17 protein-coding genes are annotated in these 18481 nt (G+C 73.5%); 8 read left to right on the forward strand and 9 right to left on the reverse strand.

Going from position 1 to position 18481, the window contains the following annotated elements:
• The first annotated feature begins 368 nt into the window (after positions 1–368).
• The 6 genes from HS045_RS18885 to HS045_RS18910 all read left to right on the forward strand — a co-directional run bounded on the left by HS045_RS18885 (position 369) and on the right by HS045_RS18910 (position 8362).
• Positions 369–1190 (forward strand): CPBP family intramembrane glutamic endopeptidase, encoded by an 822-nt coding sequence (locus tag HS045_RS18885; RefSeq protein ID WP_196452619.1) that lies wholly within the window; start codon positions 369–371, stop codon positions 1188–1190.
• The gene (locus HS045_RS18890; RefSeq protein WP_196452620.1) at positions 1187–2341 is read left to right on the forward strand and encodes a histidine kinase; all 1155 of its coding nucleotides are present in this window, start codon (positions 1187–1189) and stop codon (positions 2339–2341) included. Before HS045_RS18885 ends, HS045_RS18890 begins: the two co-directional genes overlap by 4 nt.
• The gene (locus HS045_RS18895; RefSeq protein ID WP_196452621.1) at positions 2338–2997 is read left to right on the forward strand and encodes a response regulator transcription factor; all 660 of its coding nucleotides are present in this window, start codon (positions 2338–2340) and stop codon (positions 2995–2997) included. The genes HS045_RS18890 and HS045_RS18895 overlap by 4 nt, the downstream gene beginning before the upstream one ends.
• 258 nt (positions 2998–3255) lie before the next feature.
• Positions 3256–3981 carry a PaaI family thioesterase gene (locus HS045_RS18900; protein ID WP_196452622.1) on the forward strand — a complete coding sequence of 242 codons (726 nt, stop codon included), beginning with the start codon at positions 3256–3258 and terminating at the stop codon, positions 3979–3981.
• Positions 3982–4180: 199 nt separating this feature from the next.
• Positions 4181–7168 (forward strand): bifunctional [glutamine synthetase] adenylyltransferase/[glutamine synthetase]-adenylyl-L-tyrosine phosphorylase, encoded by a 2988-nt coding sequence (locus tag HS045_RS18905; RefSeq protein WP_196452623.1) that lies wholly within the window; start codon positions 4181–4183, stop codon positions 7166–7168.
• Positions 7169–7288: 120 nt separating this feature from the next.
• Complete coding sequence (locus HS045_RS18910; protein WP_196452624.1) at positions 7289–8362, forward strand: hypothetical protein; 1074 nt, start codon at positions 7289–7291, stop codon at positions 8360–8362.
• A gap of 28 nt (positions 8363–8390) precedes the next feature.
• On the opposite strand, the gene HS045_RS18915 is transcribed toward HS045_RS18910, so the two are convergent.
• From HS045_RS18915 to HS045_RS18925, 3 genes are all read right to left on the reverse strand, one after another.
• Positions 8391–9251: an LLM class flavin-dependent oxidoreductase gene (locus HS045_RS18915; protein ID WP_196452625.1), complete on the reverse strand. Its 861-nt coding sequence runs from the start codon at positions 9249–9251 to the stop codon at positions 8391–8393.
• Between the two features lie 326 nt (positions 9252–9577).
• Positions 9578–9790 (reverse strand): hypothetical protein, encoded by a 213-nt coding sequence (locus HS045_RS18920; protein WP_196452626.1) that lies wholly within the window; start codon positions 9788–9790, stop codon positions 9578–9580.
• Positions 9791–9920: 130 nt separating this feature from the next.
• Positions 9921–10490: a TetR/AcrR family transcriptional regulator gene (locus HS045_RS18925; protein WP_196452627.1), complete on the reverse strand. Its 570-nt coding sequence runs from the start codon at positions 10488–10490 to the stop codon at positions 9921–9923.
• A gap of 70 nt (positions 10491–10560) precedes the next feature.
• Here HS045_RS18925 and HS045_RS18930 point away from each other — a divergent pair, with 70 nt between their 5' ends.
• Positions 10561–11064, forward strand: coding sequence for an FBP domain-containing protein (locus HS045_RS18930; protein ID WP_196452628.1), 504 nt, complete (start codon positions 10561–10563; stop codon positions 11062–11064).
• 58 nt (positions 11065–11122) lie between these two features.
• On the opposite strand, the gene HS045_RS18935 is transcribed toward HS045_RS18930, so the two are convergent.
• Positions 11123–12592: a hypothetical protein gene (locus HS045_RS18935; RefSeq protein WP_196452629.1), complete on the reverse strand. Its 1470-nt coding sequence runs from the start codon at positions 12590–12592 to the stop codon at positions 11123–11125.
• Positions 12593–12832: 240 nt separating this feature from the next.
• Positions 12833–14257, reverse strand: coding sequence for a type I glutamate--ammonia ligase (gene glnA / locus HS045_RS18940; RefSeq protein ID WP_196452630.1), 1425 nt, complete (start codon positions 14255–14257; stop codon positions 12833–12835).
• A 303-nt stretch (positions 14258–14560) separates the two neighbouring features.
• Here glnA and HS045_RS18945 point away from each other — a divergent pair, with 303 nt between their 5' ends.
• Positions 14561–15025, forward strand: coding sequence for an RDD family protein (locus HS045_RS18945; RefSeq protein WP_196452631.1), 465 nt, complete (start codon positions 14561–14563; stop codon positions 15023–15025).
• Between the two features lie 121 nt (positions 15026–15146).
• Here HS045_RS18945 and HS045_RS18950 read toward each other — a convergent pair whose 3' ends face one another.
• From HS045_RS18950 to lipB, 4 genes are all read right to left on the reverse strand, one after another.
• Positions 15147–15992, reverse strand: coding sequence for a class I SAM-dependent methyltransferase (locus HS045_RS18950; RefSeq protein WP_196452632.1), 846 nt, complete (start codon positions 15990–15992; stop codon positions 15147–15149).
• Complete coding sequence (locus tag HS045_RS18955; RefSeq protein ID WP_196452633.1) at positions 15992–16669, reverse strand: DUF4191 domain-containing protein; 678 nt, start codon at positions 16667–16669, stop codon at positions 15992–15994. Before HS045_RS18955 ends, HS045_RS18950 begins: the two co-directional genes overlap by 1 nt.
• An 85-nt stretch (positions 16670–16754) precedes the next feature.
• Positions 16755–17684: a lipoyl synthase gene (gene lipA, locus HS045_RS18960; protein ID WP_196452634.1), complete on the reverse strand. Its 930-nt coding sequence runs from the start codon at positions 17682–17684 to the stop codon at positions 16755–16757.
• A 108-nt stretch (positions 17685–17792) separates the two neighbouring features.
• Entirely contained in the window at positions 17793–18470 is a 678-nt protein-coding gene (gene lipB / locus HS045_RS18965; protein WP_196452635.1) for a lipoyl(octanoyl) transferase LipB, read from the reverse strand.
• Positions 18471–18481: the final 11 nt, after the last annotated feature.

Consider the following 18481-nt stretch of genomic DNA (forward strand, 5'->3'; position numbering starts at 1 on the left):
GCGTCGGCGGCCACCGGCCCGTTGAAGGCGTGCGCGGCCACGACCGCGGCCTTGTCGCGGGTTCTCGGATGACGAAGAACAGGGCGAGAGCGCCGAGCGGCATGGGCACGAAGCGGCGGAACGCGCGGAGGGCCGCAGCCGTCGCCCCCTGCCGTGCGGTGCGGGCGCCGCTGGGGACGTGCGCCGTCTGCGGCGGCGCCGGAAGCCGCCGAGGGGCGTACGACCGATCTCCTGTGCTGTTGCCGTCCCCCATGCGAGCTACCGGCGATTGTCCACCTGGCGGGGACGATCCCGGCGCGCCGGATGCCTAGCGTTTCCCCGTGGAACGGCGGGGTCCCGCCGTGTGACCCGCACGTGGGGGAGTCGTCATGCGGTTGTTGAAACAGTTCGTGCCGGTCGCGGTGGTCGGCTTCGGCGGTAGTGCGATCATGGGCGCGGTGCGGGGCGGTGCACTTCTCACTCTGCTCTCCGGCGTCGCGGTGGCCGCACTCGCCGTGTTCGTCTACGCGCGGACGGTGCGGTGGTCCGAGCGCCGCGCACCGGTGGAGGTGGCGGCGCAGGGAGCCTCCGGCGCCGTCGCGCGGGGGACGCTGATCGGTGTCGCGCTGTTCGCGGCGGTCATCGTGAGCATCGCTGTCGTGGGCGGCTACCGGATCGGCGGTCCGGGTTCGCCGGCGGCTGCGGTCGGGCTGCTGGGCGTCATGGCCGCCGCCGCGGTGACCGAGGAGCTGGTGTTCCGCGGCATCCTGTTCAGGATCGTCGAGGAACGCGCCGGTACGTGGCCGGCGATGGTGCTGACCAGCCTGCTGTTCGGCCTGGCGCACCTGTTGAACCCGCATGCCGGCCTGTGGGGTGCGATCGCCATCGCGATCGAGGCGGGCGGCATGCTCGCCGCGGCCTACGCCGCCACGCGCACTCTGTGGGTGCCGATCGGTGTGCACTTCGGTTGGAACTTCGCGGCGGCCGGCATCTTCGGCACCGAGGTGTCGGGCAACGGCGTGGCGCAGGGGCTGCTGCACGGTGTGACGTCGGGCCCCGCCGTGCTGACGGGCGGTGAGTTCGGTCCGGAGGCGAGCGTGTTCGCGGTGGTGGCCGGCCTGCTGCTGACGGTCGTGTTCATGCGCCTGGCCCGTCGGCGCGGAAACGTGGTCCCGTTCCGGCGCGGCGCGGACGCTACGCTCGCACGGTGATCGATCTGCGGCGGATCATGGAGCTGTGGCGGCGGTGCGGCGTCGTGGTCCGGGATTCGGTGTTCGGGCTGCTGCTCGCCGTCGCATCGCTGCTGCCGGCCCTGCACGGCAAGGGGACGCAGGTCGGTGATCTGCCGATGAGCCCTTTCGACGCGCCGGCGTTGGTGGCGATCGCTCTGCAGTGCCTTGCGCTCGCCGCGCGCCGGCGGTGGCCCGCGATGTGCCTGGTCCTGGTGTCGCTCGGCTTCGTCCTCGACCAGGTGCGCGCCTACCACGTGTTCGCGAGCAACGCGATGCCCATCGCGCTCATCAGTGCGGGCGCGCACCTGGAGCGGCACCGGCGCGTCACGGTGGTCGTGCTGTCCACGGCGTACGTGGCGCTGGCGCTGGTGCTGGACCGGTTGGGCGGGGCCGAGAGGGCGGAGGGCTATGTGGCGTTCTACCTGGCGCTGGCGCTGGCGTGGGGTACGGGGGCGTGGTTGCGCTCGACCCGCGCGGCCGAGGCCGAACGCCGTCGCCGCGTCGCCGAGGCCACCCGTGCCGCCGAGCGCACGCGGATCGCCCGCGAGCTCCACGACGTGGTGACGCACCATGTGACGGCGATGGTCGTGCAGGCCGAGGCCGCGCGTTATCTGACCGCCGCTCCCGACCGCCTCGACGCGGCGCTGGGCGCCGTCACCGACACCGGTCGGCGGGCCATCTCCGATCTGCGCCACATGCTCGACCTGCTCAAGGCCGATCATGACAGTGAGGCCGGGGTGCCTTCCGCGGGTGAACTGGGCGCGCTCGTGGAGCAGACCCGTCAGGCCGGGCAGCCGGTGGAGTTCACCGAGGAGGGCAGTGCGGCGGAATCGGCGGGCAGCGCCGAGTTCGTGGCCTACAGGGTCGTGCAGGAGGCCCTGACGAACGCGCTCAAATACGCCCACGGCAGCCGTACCGTGGTGGTGGTGTGCTACGGGGAGAAGGAGATCGGCGTGGAGGTGGGCACCGACGGTCCGGGCGCGCGGGCCGGGTCTCCCGGTGGCGGCGGGCGGGGTCTGGCCGGGCTCCGCGAGCGGGTCGACGCCATGGGCGGTGAGTTCAGCGCGGGTCGGCGGGCGGGTGGCGGCTTCGTGGTGCGGGCCCGCATCCCGGCGGGACGCCCGTCGTGACGGCGCCGCTCCGGGTGCTGGTCTGCGACGACCAGGCGCTGATCCGCACCGGTTTCGCGACGATCATCGATGCTCAGCCCGACCTCGTGGTGGTGGGCGAGTGCGGCGACGGCCGTACCGGGGTCGATCTGGCCCGGCGGCTGCGTCCGGACATCGTGGTGATGGACGTGCGGATGCCGGTGCTGGATGGCATCGAGGCGACTCGCAGGTTGGCCGGCGCCGGGGTGGCCGATCCCGTCAAGGTGCTCGTGGTGACGACGTTCAACCTGGACGAGTACGTCTATGAGGCGTTGCGGGCGGGGGCGAGCGGGTTCCTGCTGAAGGACGCCCCGCCGGCGCAGTTGCTGCACGGTATCCGCACCGTCGCGACGGGTGCGGCTCTGCTGGCGCCGGAGGTGACGCGGCAGCTCGTCGGCAGGTATGCGGCGCGCATCCGTCCTGTCGGGGGCACGGAGAACGGCGTCCCGTTGACCCCGCGTGAGCTGGAGGTACTGCGTTTGATCGCCGACGGCCTGTCCAACGGTGAGATCGCCGCCGCGCTGGTGATCAGCCAGGAGACCGTCAAGACGTACGTGTCGCGCATCCTCACCAAGCTCGATCTGCGCGACCGTGTGCAGGCGGTGGTCTACGCCTACCGCCGGGGTCTGGTGACCTGAGAGGCGCCCGCCGCGCCCGCCGCCGCTCTCGAGGGTGCGCGTCGTGGGGAGACCATGGCCCTCTCCGGGGCGAAAGCGGCCGTTGAGCGTGTGCTCCGCGGTGCCCTCAGCGGCGTCATACCCCCGTTACCGATGGCTCACAAAGGTGTTATCGAGCTCTGGTTGGGTGTGCACGCAACCAGTTCGGTGGGTCGGTTGGTCCTTTTCGTATAAGAATCTGAGACTTAGTCGCCGAGCAGGGCGATGAGGAGGTGCGGCATGACGACGGCTACCGGTCTGCAGACCGTGGTGACCGTTCCGGCACGTTTCCGCGGACCCGAGGGCACCGCGAACGGCGGATGGATCGCGGGCACGGTCTCCGAGGCGCTGAACGGCGCCCGGCCCGACTCGGCCGTCGAGGTGACGCTGCACGCGCCCACGCCGCTGGAGACCCCGCTGCACCTGCGCCGGCTCGCCGACACCGCCACCCTCACCCACGGCGACGAGCTCCTGGTGGAGGCGATCGGCGTCACCGAGCCGCTGGAGGCCCCGCCCTTCGTGCCCTTCCCCGACGCGGCCCGCGCCGAGCGCGGCTTCCCGGGCCTGGCCGGGCACGCCTTCCCCGGCTGCTTCGCCTGCGGCCTGCGCGCCCCCGGCGACGGGCTGCGGATCTTCCCCGGTCCGGTGGAGGGCACCGGCCTGGTCGCGGCGGGCTGGCGCGTGCCGATGACCCTCACCGGTGAGGACGGCCTGGTCCCCGGCGCGGTCATCTGGTCGGCGCTCGACTGCGCCACCGGCTGGGCCCACTTCAGGCCCGGCGAGTCCGCCCTGCTCGGCCGCCTGACCGCCCGGGTCCACCGCCGCGTCTACCCCGGCGGCGCCTACTCCGTGGTCGCCCGCGCCACCGGCCGCCAGGGCCGCAAGCTCTTCGGGGAGAGCGCGGTCTACGAGATCGACGGCACGCTGGTGGCCACCGCCAAGACGATCTGGATCACGCCGGCCTGAGCGCCGCCGTACGGGGTCCGGTGCGCAGAGCCCGTCCGCGGGCCGTACGGGGTCCGGTGCGGAGAGCCCGTCCGCGGGCCGTACGGCCGCGGGCGGGGCCCGGGGCGGGCGCCCGGGGACGCGACGTGTGCCTGCGGGCCCGCGATGGGAAGATGAGCAGACGTCAGCTGTGCCCGTGACCGGAGACGAGGGAGGGGCGGTGGGCGCCGTGCCCCGGATCCAGACGACCGCCGGACGACTGGCCCGCCTCGGCTTCGGCGACGGGACCAGGGCCGAGCGGCTCCTCGGCGAGCTGGGCCCCGAGGCGGCCGGGGACCTCGGCCTGCTGGACTCCCTCGTCGCCACCGCCGACCCCGACCTGGCGCTCACCTCGCTCAACCGGCTGGCCGAGCGGGACCCGGGCGTCCTCGGAGCGCTCCGCGACGATCCCGGCCTGCGGGCCAGGCTGCTGCGCGTCCTCGGCGTCAGCGCCGCCCTGGGGGACCACGTCGTCCGGCACCCGGAGCACCGGCGGCTGCTCGCCGGCGAGCGGGCCGCGGCCCGGCCGTCCACCGCCGACCTGCGCGCCGGGCTGCTCTCGGCGGTCGGGGCCGATCCCGAGGCGGCCGAACCGCGCGCCGCGGGGTCCGGCACGGAGGTCCTGTCCGCGCTGCGCGTCGCCTACCGGGGCCGCCTGCTCCACCTGGCCGCGCGCGACCTGGCCGGGGAGACGACGCTCGCCGAGGTCACCGCCGAGCTGTCGGCCCTGGCCGGCGCCGCGCTGGAGGCGGGGCTCGCCGTCGCGCGCTCCCAGCACCCCGAGTGCGCCGGGGTACGGCTGGCCGTCATCGGCATGGGCAAGTGCGGCGCCCGGGAGCTCAACTACATCAGCGACGTCGACGTGATCTTCGTCGCCGAGCCCGGCGAGGGGATGGACGAGACGGAGGCCGTCCGGCTCGCCACCCGGCTGGCGCAGGGGATGATGCGCGCCTGCTCGGCCACCACCCCCGAGGGCTCGCTGTGGGAGGTGGACGCCGCGCTGCGCCCCGAGGGCAAGGCCGGGCCGCTGGTGCGGACCCTCGCCAGCCACCGGGCCTACTACCGGCGCTGGGCCAAGACCTGGGAGTTCCAGGCGCTGCTGAAGGCCCGCCCGGTCGCGGGCGACCCGGAGCTCGGCGGACGCTACGGCGACACCGTCGACGAGCTGGTCTGGCAGGCCGCCGCCCGCGAGGGGTTCGTCGAGGACGTGCAGGCGATGCGCCGGCGGGTGGAGGCCCACGTCCGGGCCGAGGAGGCCGAGCGGCAGCTCAAGCTCGGCCCCGGGGGGCTGCGCGACATCGAGTTCGCCGTCCAGCTCCTGCAGCTCGTGCACGGCCGCTCCGATCCGCTGCTGCGCCGCCGCGCGACGCTCTCCGCGCTGGCGGCCCTGTCCCGGGGCGGCTACGTCGGGCGGGAGGACGCCAGGGCGCTCGCCGAGGCGTACACGTTCCTGCGCCGGATCGAGCACCTGCTCCAGCTCCACCGGCTCCGCCGGACGCACGTGGTGCCCGAGACGGAGGCCGACCTGCGGCGGCTCGGCCGGGCGCTGGGCATGAGCGCCGACCCGGTGGGGGAGTTCACCACCCGGTGGAGGCGGCACGCGAGCCAGGCCCGCCGCCTGCACGAGAAGCTGTTCTACCGGCCGCTGCTGGCGGCCGTGGCCCGGCTGCCGGAGTCGGAGGCGCGCCTGTCCGCCGCCGCCGCGCAGGCCCGGCTGGAGGCGCTCGGCTACACCGACCCCGCCGGGGCGCTGCGCCACATCAGCGCGCTGACCAGCGGGGTCTCCCGGAGGGCGGCGATCCAGCGCACGCTGCTGCCGGTCATGCTCGGCTGGTTCGCCGACGCCCCCGACCCCGACGCGGGCCTGCTCGGCTTCCGCCAGATCTCCGACCGGCTGGGCACCACCCCGTGGTACCTGCGGCTGCTGCGCGACGAGACCGCGGTGGCCGAACGGCTGGCGCGGCTCCTGGGCACCGGGCGGTACGTCACCGGGCTGCTGCTGCACGCCCCCGAGGCCGTCGCGATGCTCGGCTCCGACGGCGAGCTGGACCCCCGGCCCGCGCGGGCGCTGCTGTCGGAGGCCCGGGCCACCGTCGGCCGCTACCCCGGCGACGCCGAGACCGGGGCCGTCGCGGCGCGGGCCCTGCGCCGCCGGGAGCTGCTGCGCACCGCGGTGGCGGACCTGACCGGGCGCCTGGACGTCGAACAGGTCGGGCAGGCCCTGTCCGCGCTCAACGACGTGACGGTCCAGGCCGCGCTGGACGCCGCGATCGGCAAGATCGAGATGGAGCGGCGGACCCCGCTGGGCACCAGGTTCGCGGTGATCGCGATGGGCCGCCTCGGCGGGCTGGAGTGCTCCTACGGCAGCGACGCCGACGTGATGTTCGTGCACGCGCCGCTGCCCGGCACGGCCGAGAAGGCGGCCGCGGACGCCGCCCACGCGGTGGCCAACGAGCTGCGCCGCCTGCTGGCCCTGCCCGCCCCCGACCCGCCGCTGCTCGTCGACGCCGGGCTGCGTCCCGAGGGCAAGGCCGGGCCGCTGGTCCGCACGCTCGCCTCCTACGCCGCCTACTACGGGCGCTGGTCGGCCCCGTGGGAGTCCCAGGCGCTGCTGCGCGCCCGGTTCTGCGCCGGGGACGCGGATCTGGGCCGGGAGTTCCTGGAGCTGGCCGACCCGCTGCGCTACCCGGCCGGAGGCGTGCCGGAGGAGGCCGTGCGGGAGATCCGCAGGCTGAAGGCGCGGATGGAGGCCGAGCGGCTGCCGCGCGGAGCCGACCCCGCGCTGCACACCAAGCTCGGCCGGGGCGGGCTGTCGGACGTGGAGTGGGCGGCCCAGCTCCTCCAGCTCCGCCACGCCGGGCGGCTGCCGCCGCTGCGGACCACCCGCACCCTGGAGGCGCTGCGCGCGGCGGTGGCCGAAGGGCTGCTGCCCGCCGGGGACGAGGCCGTGCTGGCCGAGGCCTGGCGGTTCGCCTCCCGCATCCGCGACGCGATCATGCTGGTCCGGGGCCGCGCCGCCGACTCCATCCCCGCGGACGTGCGCGAGCGCACGCTCCTGTCCCGGGCGCTCGGCTACCCGCCGGAGGCCAGTGAGGACTTCCTGGACGACTACCGCCGCGTCACCCGGCGGGCCCGCCAGGTCGTGGAGCGGGTCTTCTACGGGAACTGACCGCCCCGCGAGGCGGCCGCCCCGCGGGGCGGCCGTCGCGGGGGCGGGCTTTTACCGGAACTGGAGAGTCTCCTTGCGCCGGGCGTGCCGTCCGTGTAGTAACGGTGCGGGTGATCTCTTGTGATATCGGTCTACGTCGACCTGGCCATCGGGCTGGTGCTGGCCTTCCTGCTGCTCTCGCTCGTGGTGAGCGGGATCAACGAGGCCTTCGTCCGCCTGCTCGGGATCCGGAGCAAGTTCCTCTGGGCCTACCTGCGCGACACCATGGACGGAGGCTCCGCCGACGGGACGTCGTGGATCCCGTCCAAGATCGCTGATGTCTTCGCCAAGCTGCCCTTCTCCAGGAACGATCCGCGGCCCGCGCACAGCCCCGACCCCGCTCCGCCCGTGGTCGCGCCGATGCCGGTCGACCCCGCCGCCGTGCTGACGGCCGAGGAGCCCGCCCCCGACGTCGACATGACCGCCCGGCTCTACCGCCGGCTGCAGGAGATCGACCATCCCAAGGGGGCGCGGACCACCATCGCCGACATCCCGCCCGAGCGCTTCTCCGGCGCGGTCATGGAGCTGGTCTCCGCCGAGGAGGGCGGGGTGGAGGGCCTGCTCGTCAAGCTGGAGGCCGTCGGCAGCCCGCTGGCCGGCCACCTCAAGGGCGTCTGGGAGGGCGCCCAGCGCGACCTGGGCAGGTTCCGCAAGGGCGTCGAGAACTGGTTCGACGGGGAGATGCAGCGCCTGTCCACGCTGTACCGCCGCTACGTCACGTGGGTGGTGTTCGCGCTCGGGGTGGCGCTGACCCTGCTGCTGGGCATGGACGCGCTGGAGTACGGCAAGACCCTGCTGCGCGACAACGCCTACCGGGCGGCGGTCACGGCCGTGGCGGAGGGGGGCGAGGAGGCGCTCGCCGGGCTGCGGGAGCGGTGCGACCCCGCCGTCTCGGCCGACGCCCTCGGCTGCGTGACCGAGTCCTTCAGCTCACCGGCGCTGGTCAGGATCTTCGACCACTCCATCGTGAGCGTCTCCCTCCCGCCGGACGGCGGCGACCCCTCCTTCAACTGGAACGGCGCCCTCTGGTGGGACCGCCTCCTCACCCCCGGCCACTGGCCCGGCTACCTCCTCACCGTGATCGCCCTGCTGTTCGGCGCCCCCTTCTGGTGGGACGTGCTGCGCCGCATGACCGGCTTCCGGCACCGCTCGTAGCCGTCCGCGCCGGTCGGGCCGCCCGGGGCTACCGCAGGGCGGCGAGGATCCGGTCGACGTGCTCCAGCGGGTCGGGGCCGACCGGGCGGAGCACCACGGTGTCGGCGCCGGCCTCCCACAGCGACCGCACGACGTCGGCCGCCTGCCCGGCGGTGCCCGCCGCCATCGGGACGTCCTCCGGCGCGACGCCCAGGAACCCCGCCTGCTCCACCGCGGCGGGCCGTACGGCCGCGCGGACCCGGTCCGGGTCGTCGCCGACGTGCAGGTGGACGAAGACCACCAGCTCGTGGTCCTCCTTCCCGCCGCCCGCGGCGATCAGCCCGCGGGCCTCCCGGACCCGCTCGGGGCCGAACCCCTCGGGCAGGATCGTGCCCTGCGCCACCCGGCCGGACAGCTCCAGCGACCGGGGCCGCACCACCCCGGCCAGCACCGGCGGCGGCACGGCGGGCGGGTGCACCAGGCTCACCCCGTCCAGCCGTACGGCCCGGCCCTCGACGGTGACCGTCTCCCCGCGCAGGAGCGCCCGCACCGCCACGAGGGTCTCCTCCAGCAGGGCCAGGGGCGACGGCGCGAGGACCCCGACCCGGCGCATCCAGTCCTGGACGCCGTGGCCGATCCCCGCCGCCAGCCGGTGGGGGTGCACGCGGGCCAGGTTGCCGAGCTCCATGGCCAGCAGGGCCGGGTTGCGCAGCGGGGCGGGGGTGATCCCGATGCCGACGCGGAGCCGCTCGGTGACGGCGAGCGCGGTGGCCGCCGACGAGATCGACCCGGTCCAGCCCAGGTCCTCCACCACCCACAGGTCCTCGACCTCGGTGCCGTCCAGGTCGCGGGCGAAGGGGATGAGGGATTCGGGGGGAAGGTCGCGTTCGAACATCACGCCCAGGCGCATGTCTCTCCTCTGGATCGGCCGGTTGTTACAGGTATCGGAAATATCCGGCGAAATCCTCGATCCAGGTGACGGGATCGGTGCGGACCTCGGTGCCGGTTCTCAACGCACCGATCATCATGCCCCGGCCGGTGCGGATCCCGGCACGGCGGGTCCGCACCCGGCGTTCACCCGTCTCACCGTAGAAGACGAGACGACCGGGGGCGGGCCCGCGCAGCCGGGACCCCGCCGGGCCGTCGGGCCGCCGGACGGCCCGCGGTCCTGCGCGAGTGTCGCCGAGGGGGGCGACGGCGCCGAGGAGGCCGCGGACAACCCGGTGACCGGCGTGCTCAGTCGCAGTCGTCGGCGTCGACGTCGACCTTCTTCGTCTTCTTGGGCTTCGGCTTCTGGTCCGCCGAGAAACCGGTGGAGGTCTGGACGAACCGGACGGTCGCCGTGGTGCCGGCCGAGGCGGCGCACGCCTCGTCGTCCACGCTGCAGGCGACGAGCGAGGACAGGGCGAGGACGATGACGCCGGCGGTGGTGGCGACGGTGCGGAACACGGTTTTCTCCTGAATGTGTAGTTCTGTGCCCTCAATGACTACCGATGACCGCTTGCAGAACGCTGGGACGCCGCTTGCGTCCGGGACGTCCGCGGCTCGGAGGATTCCCGGCCCACGACCTCCGGGGGCTTCAGGCCGGCGGCCAGTTCCGGAGGACGGCGTCGAGGGCGTCCAGGGTCCTGGACCAGGAGGCGTCCACCTCGCGGGGAGTGCGGCGGAACCCGCCCGCCATCTCCAGGCTGACGTACCCGTGGAACGTGCTGTGCAGCATCCGCACCGCGTCCGTCTGGTCGGGCTCCGGAAGGCGGTACCCGCGCAGGATCGCCCTCGTCATCTCCGCGTGCCGGACCGCAGCGCTGGTGTCCAGCTCCGCCGAGTCGAGCTCGACCTGCATCGCCGCGTATCTGCCGGGATGCTCTTTCGCGTAGTCCCGGTAGGCGTCGGCGAAGGCCGTCAGCGCGTCCTTGCCCGCCCGGCCCGCCAGGGCGGCGGCGGCCCTGTCGGCGAGTTCCGCCAGGGCCAGCAGCGCCACCCTGACCCGCAGCTCCCGCGCGTCCTTGACGTGCGAGTACAGCGCCGCGGGCCGGACGCCGAATTCGCGCGCGAGCACCGAGACGGTCACGTTCGCGAAACCGATCTCGTCGGCCAGGTCCGCCGCCGCCCGGGTCAGCCGTTCCGCGGTCAGCCCCGCTCGTGCCATGCACCGCTCCTCTGCTTACATGCTTTAAGTATTTGCCTACTGTTCTTAAGGAAGACTAGCCTTCCCGCTCATGAGGCCGCTCACCGAACACGACATCCGCACCTCGTTCGTCAACTGCTCCAAGGGCGAGGCCAGGCGTCTCGACCTGCCCAGGGATCTCGCCGACCAGCCCTGGGAGCACCTCGACTTCCTCGGCTGGCGGGATCCGGGCGCGCCCGAACGCGCCTACCTGGTCGCCGAGCGCGACGACCGACTCGTCGGAATCGTCCTGCGGGCCACGTCCGGCGGGTCGCGCGGCTTCACCTCGCGCAGCATGTGCTCGCTGTGCCTGACCACGCACCCGGGCGGCGGCGTGGCGCTGATGACCGCGCGCCGGACCGGCGAACCCGGCCGCCAGGGCGACTCCGTCGGGCAGTACCTCTGCACCGATCTGGCCTGCTCGCTCTATGCGCGGGGGAGGAAGCAGGCCACGGGCGGCGGGGTCGTCGCCGTCGAGGAGTCCCTCACCCCGGAGGAGAAGGCCGCCCGGACCCGGGCCAACCTGCACTCTTTCCTGGACAAGGTGACCGGCTGACCGCACGGGGAGCGGGCGGGCGCCGCGCGGCGACCCGGTCGAGGCGTTCTCCGGACGGCTACCGCGCGGGGCCCGTCCGGGTGGGCCGGCCGGGCGGGGCGAGGGCCGCGACCGCCGCGGCGAGCACGGGGAGCCCGACGACCAGAGCGGCGATCAGCGCCCACGGAGTGTCGAAGGGAACCCGCGGGAGCGGCTCCCAATCGGACGAGGTGGTCATGGGCCACGCCAGGAGCAGTCCGATGACGCATCCGGCGCACGCGCCCGTCACCGTCGCGCAGGCCGCGCCGTAGGCCGCCCGGCAGGAGACGAGAAGCCGCAGGGCGGCCCGACCGCCGCCGAGCCGTGGCGGCACGGGCCCCGAGCCGGTCGAGCGGGCCGCGATCAGCGCGCCGGCGAGAGCGATCGGGATCACCACCGCGACGGTGGACGGCCAGCCGGCCGGAGCCTCGAACCCCCGCTCGAGGTAGGTGAGCGCGCCCTCGCCCAGCCGGTGGTCGAGCCGCTCCCGCTCGGCCACCGACGTCCGGTGGAGGGACGGGTCGACGATCAGCCGCTCCGGCTCCAGCCGGAGGCCGAGGTCCCGCACGGCCTCCTCGGGGATGAAGACTCCGCCCGGCCAGGGATCGGCGGGGCTGACGGTGATCGCCGGGACGGTCCTGGAGAGCGACGGGCCGTCGGCGGAGGAGTAGCGGATCTCCGCCGAATCGGCCTCGTCGCCGTCCGCCGCGATCACCACGGCGGTGCCCTCGCCGTAGCGGGGCGAGGGGTCTGCGGTGAGGTAGCGGAGCAGGGCCCGGTCGCCGATGTAGATCGCCGTGCAGTGGTGGGTGGAGGCGTTCGCGCAGACATCCGGATACTCCTCGTACAGGGAGGAGTGTTCGGAGGAGCGGGACGTCTCCACGATGACGGAGCCGGAGCCGCTCGGGCGGTTGTTCTGCACGACGGCGACGCCCGGCAGCTCACGCTGGACGGCCGCCCGCACGGCCGCCGCCCGGTCGGGGGGGAACCCCGCCACGAGGAGCGCGCCGGGCCGGACCGAAGGCCGGTACGCCGCCCTGTCCTGGGCCGTCACGGCGAACCCGATGATCATCACGGCGACGGCGACCGCGGTCGCGGCCGTCGCCGCCGCCACCCCGGGAGCGGTCCGGTACGGCCTGCCGGCCATGTGGCGGGCCGCCGGCCGGAGCACGGCCGGCAGCCGTACGGCGTTGCGCCCGAGCACTCCCAGCAGCCACGGGACGAAGGGGCCCAGACCGAAGATCAGCAGTGCCCCGGCCGCAACACCCGCCAGGCCGGTCATCGCGGCGCCGAAGTCGTCGTAGTGCTCGTCCTCGTGCGTGAGCCACGCGGTGAGCGCCATCACCGCGACGCCGGCCGCCGACAGGGCCGCCCCCCGGAGCAGGTGGTGTCCGGGCACGGGGTCGTGCCGACCGGCGGGGGCCGATCGGGCGGCGAAGACCACGGAACCGCACACGAGTGCCGCAGGCACGCCCAGTGGCACCGCCAGCGCGATGATCTCCTCGATCATGAAGGGATCGTACGCAGTGGTACACGGTGCCGCAAAGGGCCGGATCCTCGCGGATCGGGGAGCGCGGGCTCATCCACCGCCGCCCTGATCGGCCCCGGTGGAGGGACGCATGCGGAAGAGGCCGCCGAGCGCGCCCCGGACGGACGGTCGCTCGACGGCCTCGCGTTCGGCGCCCGCGGTGTCCTGCACGTGCCCCGGCAGGTCACCGGCCGGGGCCGCGCAGGTCACCGCATCGGCCGGTCAGACGTCGTAGTAGAGCTCGAACTCGTGCGGGTGCGGGCGCAGGCGGATCGGGTCGACCTCGTTCTCCCGCTTGTAGGAGATCCAGGTCTCGATCAGGTCCTGGGTGAAGACGCCGCCCTCCAGGAGGTACTCGTGGTCGGCCTCCAGCGCGGCCAGCACCTCCGGCAGCGAACCGGGCACCTGCGGGATGTTGCGGGCCTCCTCCGGCGGGAGCTCGTAGAGGTCCTTGTCGACCGGCTCGACCGGCTCGATCTTGTTGCGGATGCCGTCGATGCCGGCCATCAGCTGGGCGGCGAAGGCGAAGTACGGGTTGCAGGAGGGGTCCGGGACGCGGAACTCGATGCGCTTGGCCTTCGGGTTGGAGCCCGTGATCGGGATGCGGATGCACGCCGAGCGGTTGCGCTGGGAGTAGACCAGGTTGACCGGGGCCTCGTAGCCGGGGACCAGGCGGTGGTAGGAGTTCACCGTCGGGTTGGTGAAGGCCAGCAGCGACGGGGCGTGCTTGAGCAGGCCGCCGATGTAGTAGCGGGCGGTGTCGGACAGGCCCGCGTAGCCGACCTCGTCGTAGAAGAGCGGCTCGCCGTCCTTCCAGAGCGACTGGTGGCAGTGCATGCCCGAGCCGTTGTCCCCGAAGATCGGCTTGGGCATGAAGGTGACCGTGTGGCCGTGCTCCAGGGCCGTGCTCTTGACGATGTACTTGTACAGCATCAGGGTGTCGGCGGCCTTGAGCAGCGTGTTGAAGCGGAAGTCGATCTCGGCCTGGCCGGCGGTGCCCACCTCGTGGTGCTGCATCTCCACGTCGATGCCCGCGTCGATGAGGCGGCGGACCATCTCCGAGCGCAGGTCGGTGAAGTGGTCCATCGGCGGCACCGGGAAGTAGCCGCCCTTGTAGCGCGGCTTGTAGCCGAGGTTGCCGCCCTCCTGGGCCTTGCCGGTGTTCCAGGCGCCCTCGATGGAGTCGATGTGGTAGTAGCTGGCGTGCGCGCTGGTCTCGAAGCGCACGTCGTCGAAGATGTAGAACTCCGCCTCGGGGCCGAAGTAGACGGTGTCGGCGATGCCGGTGCCGCGGAGGTACTCCTCGGCCTTGCGGGCCACGTTGCGCGGGTCGCGGCTGTAGGCCTCGCCCGTCAGCGGGTCGTGCACGAAGAAGTTGAGGTTCAGGGTCTTGTGCTGGCGGAACGGGTCCAGCACCGCCGTCGACGGGTCGGGCAGCAGCAGCATGTCCGACTCGTGGATCGCCTGGAAGCCCCGGATCGACGATCCGTCGAACATCAGGCCGTCGGTGAAGACGCCGGAGCCGAAGTTCTCCGTGGGGAAGGTGAAGTGGTGCGTCGTCCCGGGCAGGTCGGTGAACCTGACATCGACGAACTGCACCCCTTCGTCCTTGATGAACTTCAGGACGTCGTCGGCGGAGTTGAACACGCGAACCTCCCAAGGGGCACGGGCTATCGGACCGAAAGTAGGCCTGCGCCGTTACCGCCCCGTGTCTCGTTTGTTTCACCCGTGTTAAGCGGAACCCCCTCCACGCTAGCCTGGGGGACGGGTGTCATCGAGGGGGAGCAACGCCTCCTTTGCCCGGTTTTCAGATTCCGGGCGCGACGGCGGCCTCCGCCGGAGCGGTCCCGGGCCGGATCCCCGGCGGCCGGGACGGACGCCCCCGCCCCGCCGCGGAGACCGGCCCGGCCGGGTGCGGGAGCGGGCCCCGCGGCGGATACCGTTGAGGACATGAGCAGCAGGCAGCAGCCCCGGTGGACCCAGACCTGGCTCGGCGGCGTCAGGTCGGCCGGCATCGACCTGGGCTACCCCGGAGAGCGGCTCGGGCTGCCCGAGGAGGGCGGCGGCGCGGTCGCCGGGTTCGGTCGGCGGCTGGGCGCCATCGTGATCGACTGGCTGATCTGCACCTGGGCCGTCGCCCAGGGCTTCCTCGGCGTCGACCCCGCCAAGCAGGCATGGGTCCCGCTCGCGATCTTCGCGGGCACGACCCTGATCCTGGTCGGCACCACGGGGATGACCTTCGGCATGCGCCTGCTCGGCATCCGCGTCGCCGTGCTCGACGGCGGCCGGCCCGGCCCGGCGGCCGTCGCGGTCCGCACGCTGCTGCTCTGCCTGGCCGTACCGGCGCTGATCTGGGACCGCGACCAGCGGGGCCTGCACGACCGCGCGGCGAACACGGTGGTCGTGCGGATGTGATCCGCGTGCGGGTCTTTCCGTGCGGGCGGTCGTGATCCGCGTGCGGGTCTTTCCGTGCGGGCGGTCGTGATCCGCGTGCCGGTCCCTCAGCGCGGGCGGACGTGATCCGCGTGCCGGTCCCTCAGCGCGGGCGGACGCAGGTGAAGATCGCGGTTCCGGGCAGGTGGCGGCCGCGCAGCGGGCTCCACCCGCCCCAGACCCGGTCGTGGCCCGGCGGCCACTCCGGCTCCGTCAGCGCCGCCAGGACCAGCCCCGCCGCCGTGACGCACCCGACCCAGTCGGCCATCGTCCGGTGGTGCTCCACGTAGCTCGGCTCCCCGTCGGGGCCGACCTCCACGTACGGCGAGCGGTCGAAGTAGGAGCGGTCGGCGGTCAGCCCGCGGGGACCGGGGTCGTCGGGGAAGGCCCAGCGGACCGGATGGCTGACCGAGAAGACGAAACGGCCGCCGGGCCGCAGCACGCGCCGGGTCTCGGCGAGCACGGCCGTCGCGTCGGCCACGAACGGCAGCGCGCCGTACGCCGAGCAGGCCAGGTCGAACGAGGCGTCGGCGAAGGGCAGCGCCCCGGCGTCGGCCTGCACCACCGGCAGGGGCCGGGCGCCGGGACCGCTGCCGGAGGCCCCGTCGGGACCGTCTCCGGCGGTGTGGTCGAGGTCGATCCGGCGGGAGTGCTGGAGCTGGCGGAAGGACAGGTCGAAGGCGGCCACCCGGGCGCCCTGCCCGGCCAGCCACCTCCCGCACTGGCCCGCACCGCAGCCGATCTCCAGGACGTCCCGGCCCGCCACGTCGCCCAGCAGGCGGGCCTCGGCCTCGTCGAGGCCCTCGGGGCACCAGACGAAGCCGGCGTCCCGCAGGAACGGGCCGTGCTCCGCCTGGTACTCGTCGGCGGCGCCGTCCCACCAGCCGCGGTTGGCCCGCGAGGTGGCGGCGGCGTCCACCGGACGGCGCTCGACCCCTTCCGGGGACATCAGCGCATCTTCGGTCGGGGCATCTTCGCGCCGCGCGGCAGCGGCCCCTTGGGCATCGGCAGCGTCTGGGGCAGCGCCTTGAGCCGGTTGTTGATCTCGTAGACCGCGGGCTTCTTGAGGTTGCGGGGCAGCTTCATCAGGTGCCGCTGGAGCTTGCCGATCGGGATCTGCCCCTCGCCGTCACCGGACTGGATGTCGTAGACCGGCACGTCGAGCGCGACCCGCTGGACCCGCTTCTTCTCGGCGACGAGCATCTTCTGCACCCGGCTGCCCGGTCCCTCGGAGACCAGGATGATGCCCGGGTAACCGACGACGCGGTGCACGATGTCCTGGTCGCGGTTGACCGCGACGGCCGGGGTGACCTCCCAGTTGCCGCGCATGCCCTGCAGGATCGCCGCGGCGGCGCCGGGCTGGCCGTGCAGCATGGAGTACTGCGCCTTCTGGGCGAGCTGGCCGAACACGACCAGGCCGACGGTGAGAGCCAGCATCACGCCGATGACGTAGAGCGGCCACCAGCCCGTGACCAGGCCGATCACCACGCACAGGACGAGCGTGCCGAACGCCGACGCGTAGACGATCGGCATGCCCTTCGGGTCGGCCTGCTTGATGATCTTGGCGATCATGCGGAGCTGCTTGACGCGCCCCGGGGTCTCTGGGACTTCGGGCTTCTTGGCCATGCTCAGAAGGATACAAATCCCGGGGTCAAGAAATGAAAATGTGACCTTCCCGCGCCGCCCCGCGGGGGGCGGCGCGAACCGGCCGTCAGGCGTTCTGGCGGGCCTCGACGGCCTGCTTGTAGAGGCGGCCGGCCCGGTAGGAGGAGCGGACCAGCGGCCCGGACATGACCCCGGCGAAGCCCATGGCCTCGGCGTCCTCGGCGAACCGGACGAACTCCTCGGGCTTGACCCAGCGCTCCACCGGGTGGTGGCGCGGGGTGGGCCGGAGGTACTGGGTGACGGTGAGCAGGTCGCACCCGGCCTCGTGCAGGTCGCGCATGGCCTCCAGCACCTCCTGCGGCTCCTCGCCCATGCCCAGGATCAGGTTGGACTTGGTCACCAGCCCGGCCGCGCGGGCCCTGGAGATGACCTCCAGGGAGCGCTCGTAGCGGAAGCCGGGACGGATGCGCTTGAAGATCCGCGGCACGGTCTCGATGTTGTGCGCGAACACCTCGGGCCGGGCGGAGAAGACCTCCTCCAGCTGCCCCCGGTCGCCGTTGAAGTCGGGGACCAGCAGCTCGACGCCGCAGCCGGGCAGCAGCGCGTGGATCTGCCGGGCGGTCTCGGCGTACAGCCAGGCGCCGCCGTCGGGCAGGTCGTCACGGGCGACACCGGTCACGGTCGCGTAGTTGAGGCCCATCTGGCGGACCGACTCGGCGACGCGGCGCGGCTCGTCGGTGTCGTACGCCTTGGGCTTGCCGGTGTCGATCTGGCAGAAGTCGCACCGCCGGGTGCACTGGTCGCCGCCGATGAGGAAGGTCGCCTCGCGGTCCTCCCAGCACTCCGAGATGTTGGGGCATCCGGCTTCCTGGCAGACGGTGTGCAGACCCTCGCGTTTGACCAGCGCCCGCAGCTCGGTGTGGTTGGGCCCGGTCCGGAACCGGGTCTTGATCCACTCGGGCTTCTTCTCGATGGGGGTCTCGGCGTTGCGAACCTCCAGGCGGAGGAGCTTTCGGCCTTCTGGAGCTACGGTCACGCTCTCACCTTACGTCCCCTCCGGGGAAGGAGCGGACCCGGGTCCGCGGGGGCCGCCCGGCGACCGCCGCGAGGCGCCCCTGCGGAGCGGAGCGCCCGCCACCCGCGCCTACCGCCGGAAGAGGTCTTCTTCGGGCAGGTCGCGGCTCTCCGCGCCGAGCGCCTCGGCCAGGCGCTTCTCGGCGTACGGCATGACGTCGTCGACCACGATCCGGCGGCCCGTCTCGGCCGACAGCGAGGAGACGCCGGCGTCGGCGAACCCGCAGGGGACGATCCGGTTGTACCAGCTCGGGTCGTTGGAGCAGTTGAGCGCGTAGCCGTGCATCGTGACGCCGCCCGCCACCCGGATGCCGACCGCGCCGACCTGCCGGTCGGGCAGGCCGTGGGAGGGGTCGCCGGGCACCCAGACGCCGCTGCGCCCGGCGACCCGACCGGCCTGCACCCCGAAGTCGGCGCAGACCTTGATGAGCGACTCCTCCAGCAGGCCGACGTAGGTGACCACGTCCAGCTGCTCGTGCAGCCCGACGATCGGGTAGCAGACGAGCTGGCCCGGACCGTGCCAGGTGATCCGGCCCCCGCGGTCGACGTCGATGACGGGGGTGCCGTCGCCGGGCCGCTCGTGCGGGGCGGTGCGCCGCCCGGCGGTGTAGACCGGGGCGTGTTCGAGCATCAGGCAGGTGTCGGGCGCCTCCCCGGCCACCCGCCGGGCGTGGATCCGCCGCTGGAGATCCCAGGCCTGCTCATAGGGGACATCGACGCCGAGACGGACGACTGCCAGCTCACTCACGGTTCAAGAGT

The organism is Planomonospora sp. ID82291 (assembly GCF_015711645.1).
GTDB lineage: Bacteria > Actinomycetota > Actinomycetes > Streptosporangiales > Streptosporangiaceae > Planomonospora.

Bases quoted from the DNA above. Each gene is read 5' to 3' on its own strand.
- HS045_RS18945 (WP_196452631.1), top strand. From the start codon at position 14,561: ATGAGCAGCAGGCAGCAGCCCCGGTGGACCCAGACCTGGCTCGGCGGC.
- HS045_RS18930 (WP_196452628.1), top strand. From the start codon at position 10,561: ATGAGGCCGCTCACCGAACACGACATCCGCACCTCGTTCGTCAACTGC.
- HS045_RS18925 (WP_196452627.1), bottom strand. From the start codon at position 10,490: ATGGCACGAGCGGGGCTGACCGCGGAACGGCTGACCCGGGCGGCGGCG.
- HS045_RS18885 (WP_196452619.1), top strand. From the start codon at position 369: ATGCGGTTGTTGAAACAGTTCGTGCCGGTCGCGGTGGTCGGCTTCGGC.
- HS045_RS18900 (WP_196452622.1), top strand. From the start codon at position 3,256: ATGACGACGGCTACCGGTCTGCAGACCGTGGTGACCGTTCCGGCACGT.
- HS045_RS18955 (WP_196452633.1), bottom strand. From the start codon at position 16,669: ATGGCCAAGAAGCCCGAAGTCCCAGAGACCCCGGGGCGCGTCAAGCAG.
- HS045_RS18950 (WP_196452632.1), bottom strand. From the start codon at position 15,992: ATGTCCCCGGAAGGGGTCGAGCGCCGTCCGGTGGACGCCGCCGCCACC.
- HS045_RS18915 (WP_196452625.1), bottom strand. From the start codon at position 9,251: ATGCGCCTGGGCGTGATGTTCGAACGCGACCTTCCCCCCGAATCCCTC.
- HS045_RS18935 (WP_196452629.1), bottom strand. From the start codon at position 12,592: ATGATCGAGGAGATCATCGCGCTGGCGGTGCCACTGGGCGTGCCTGCG.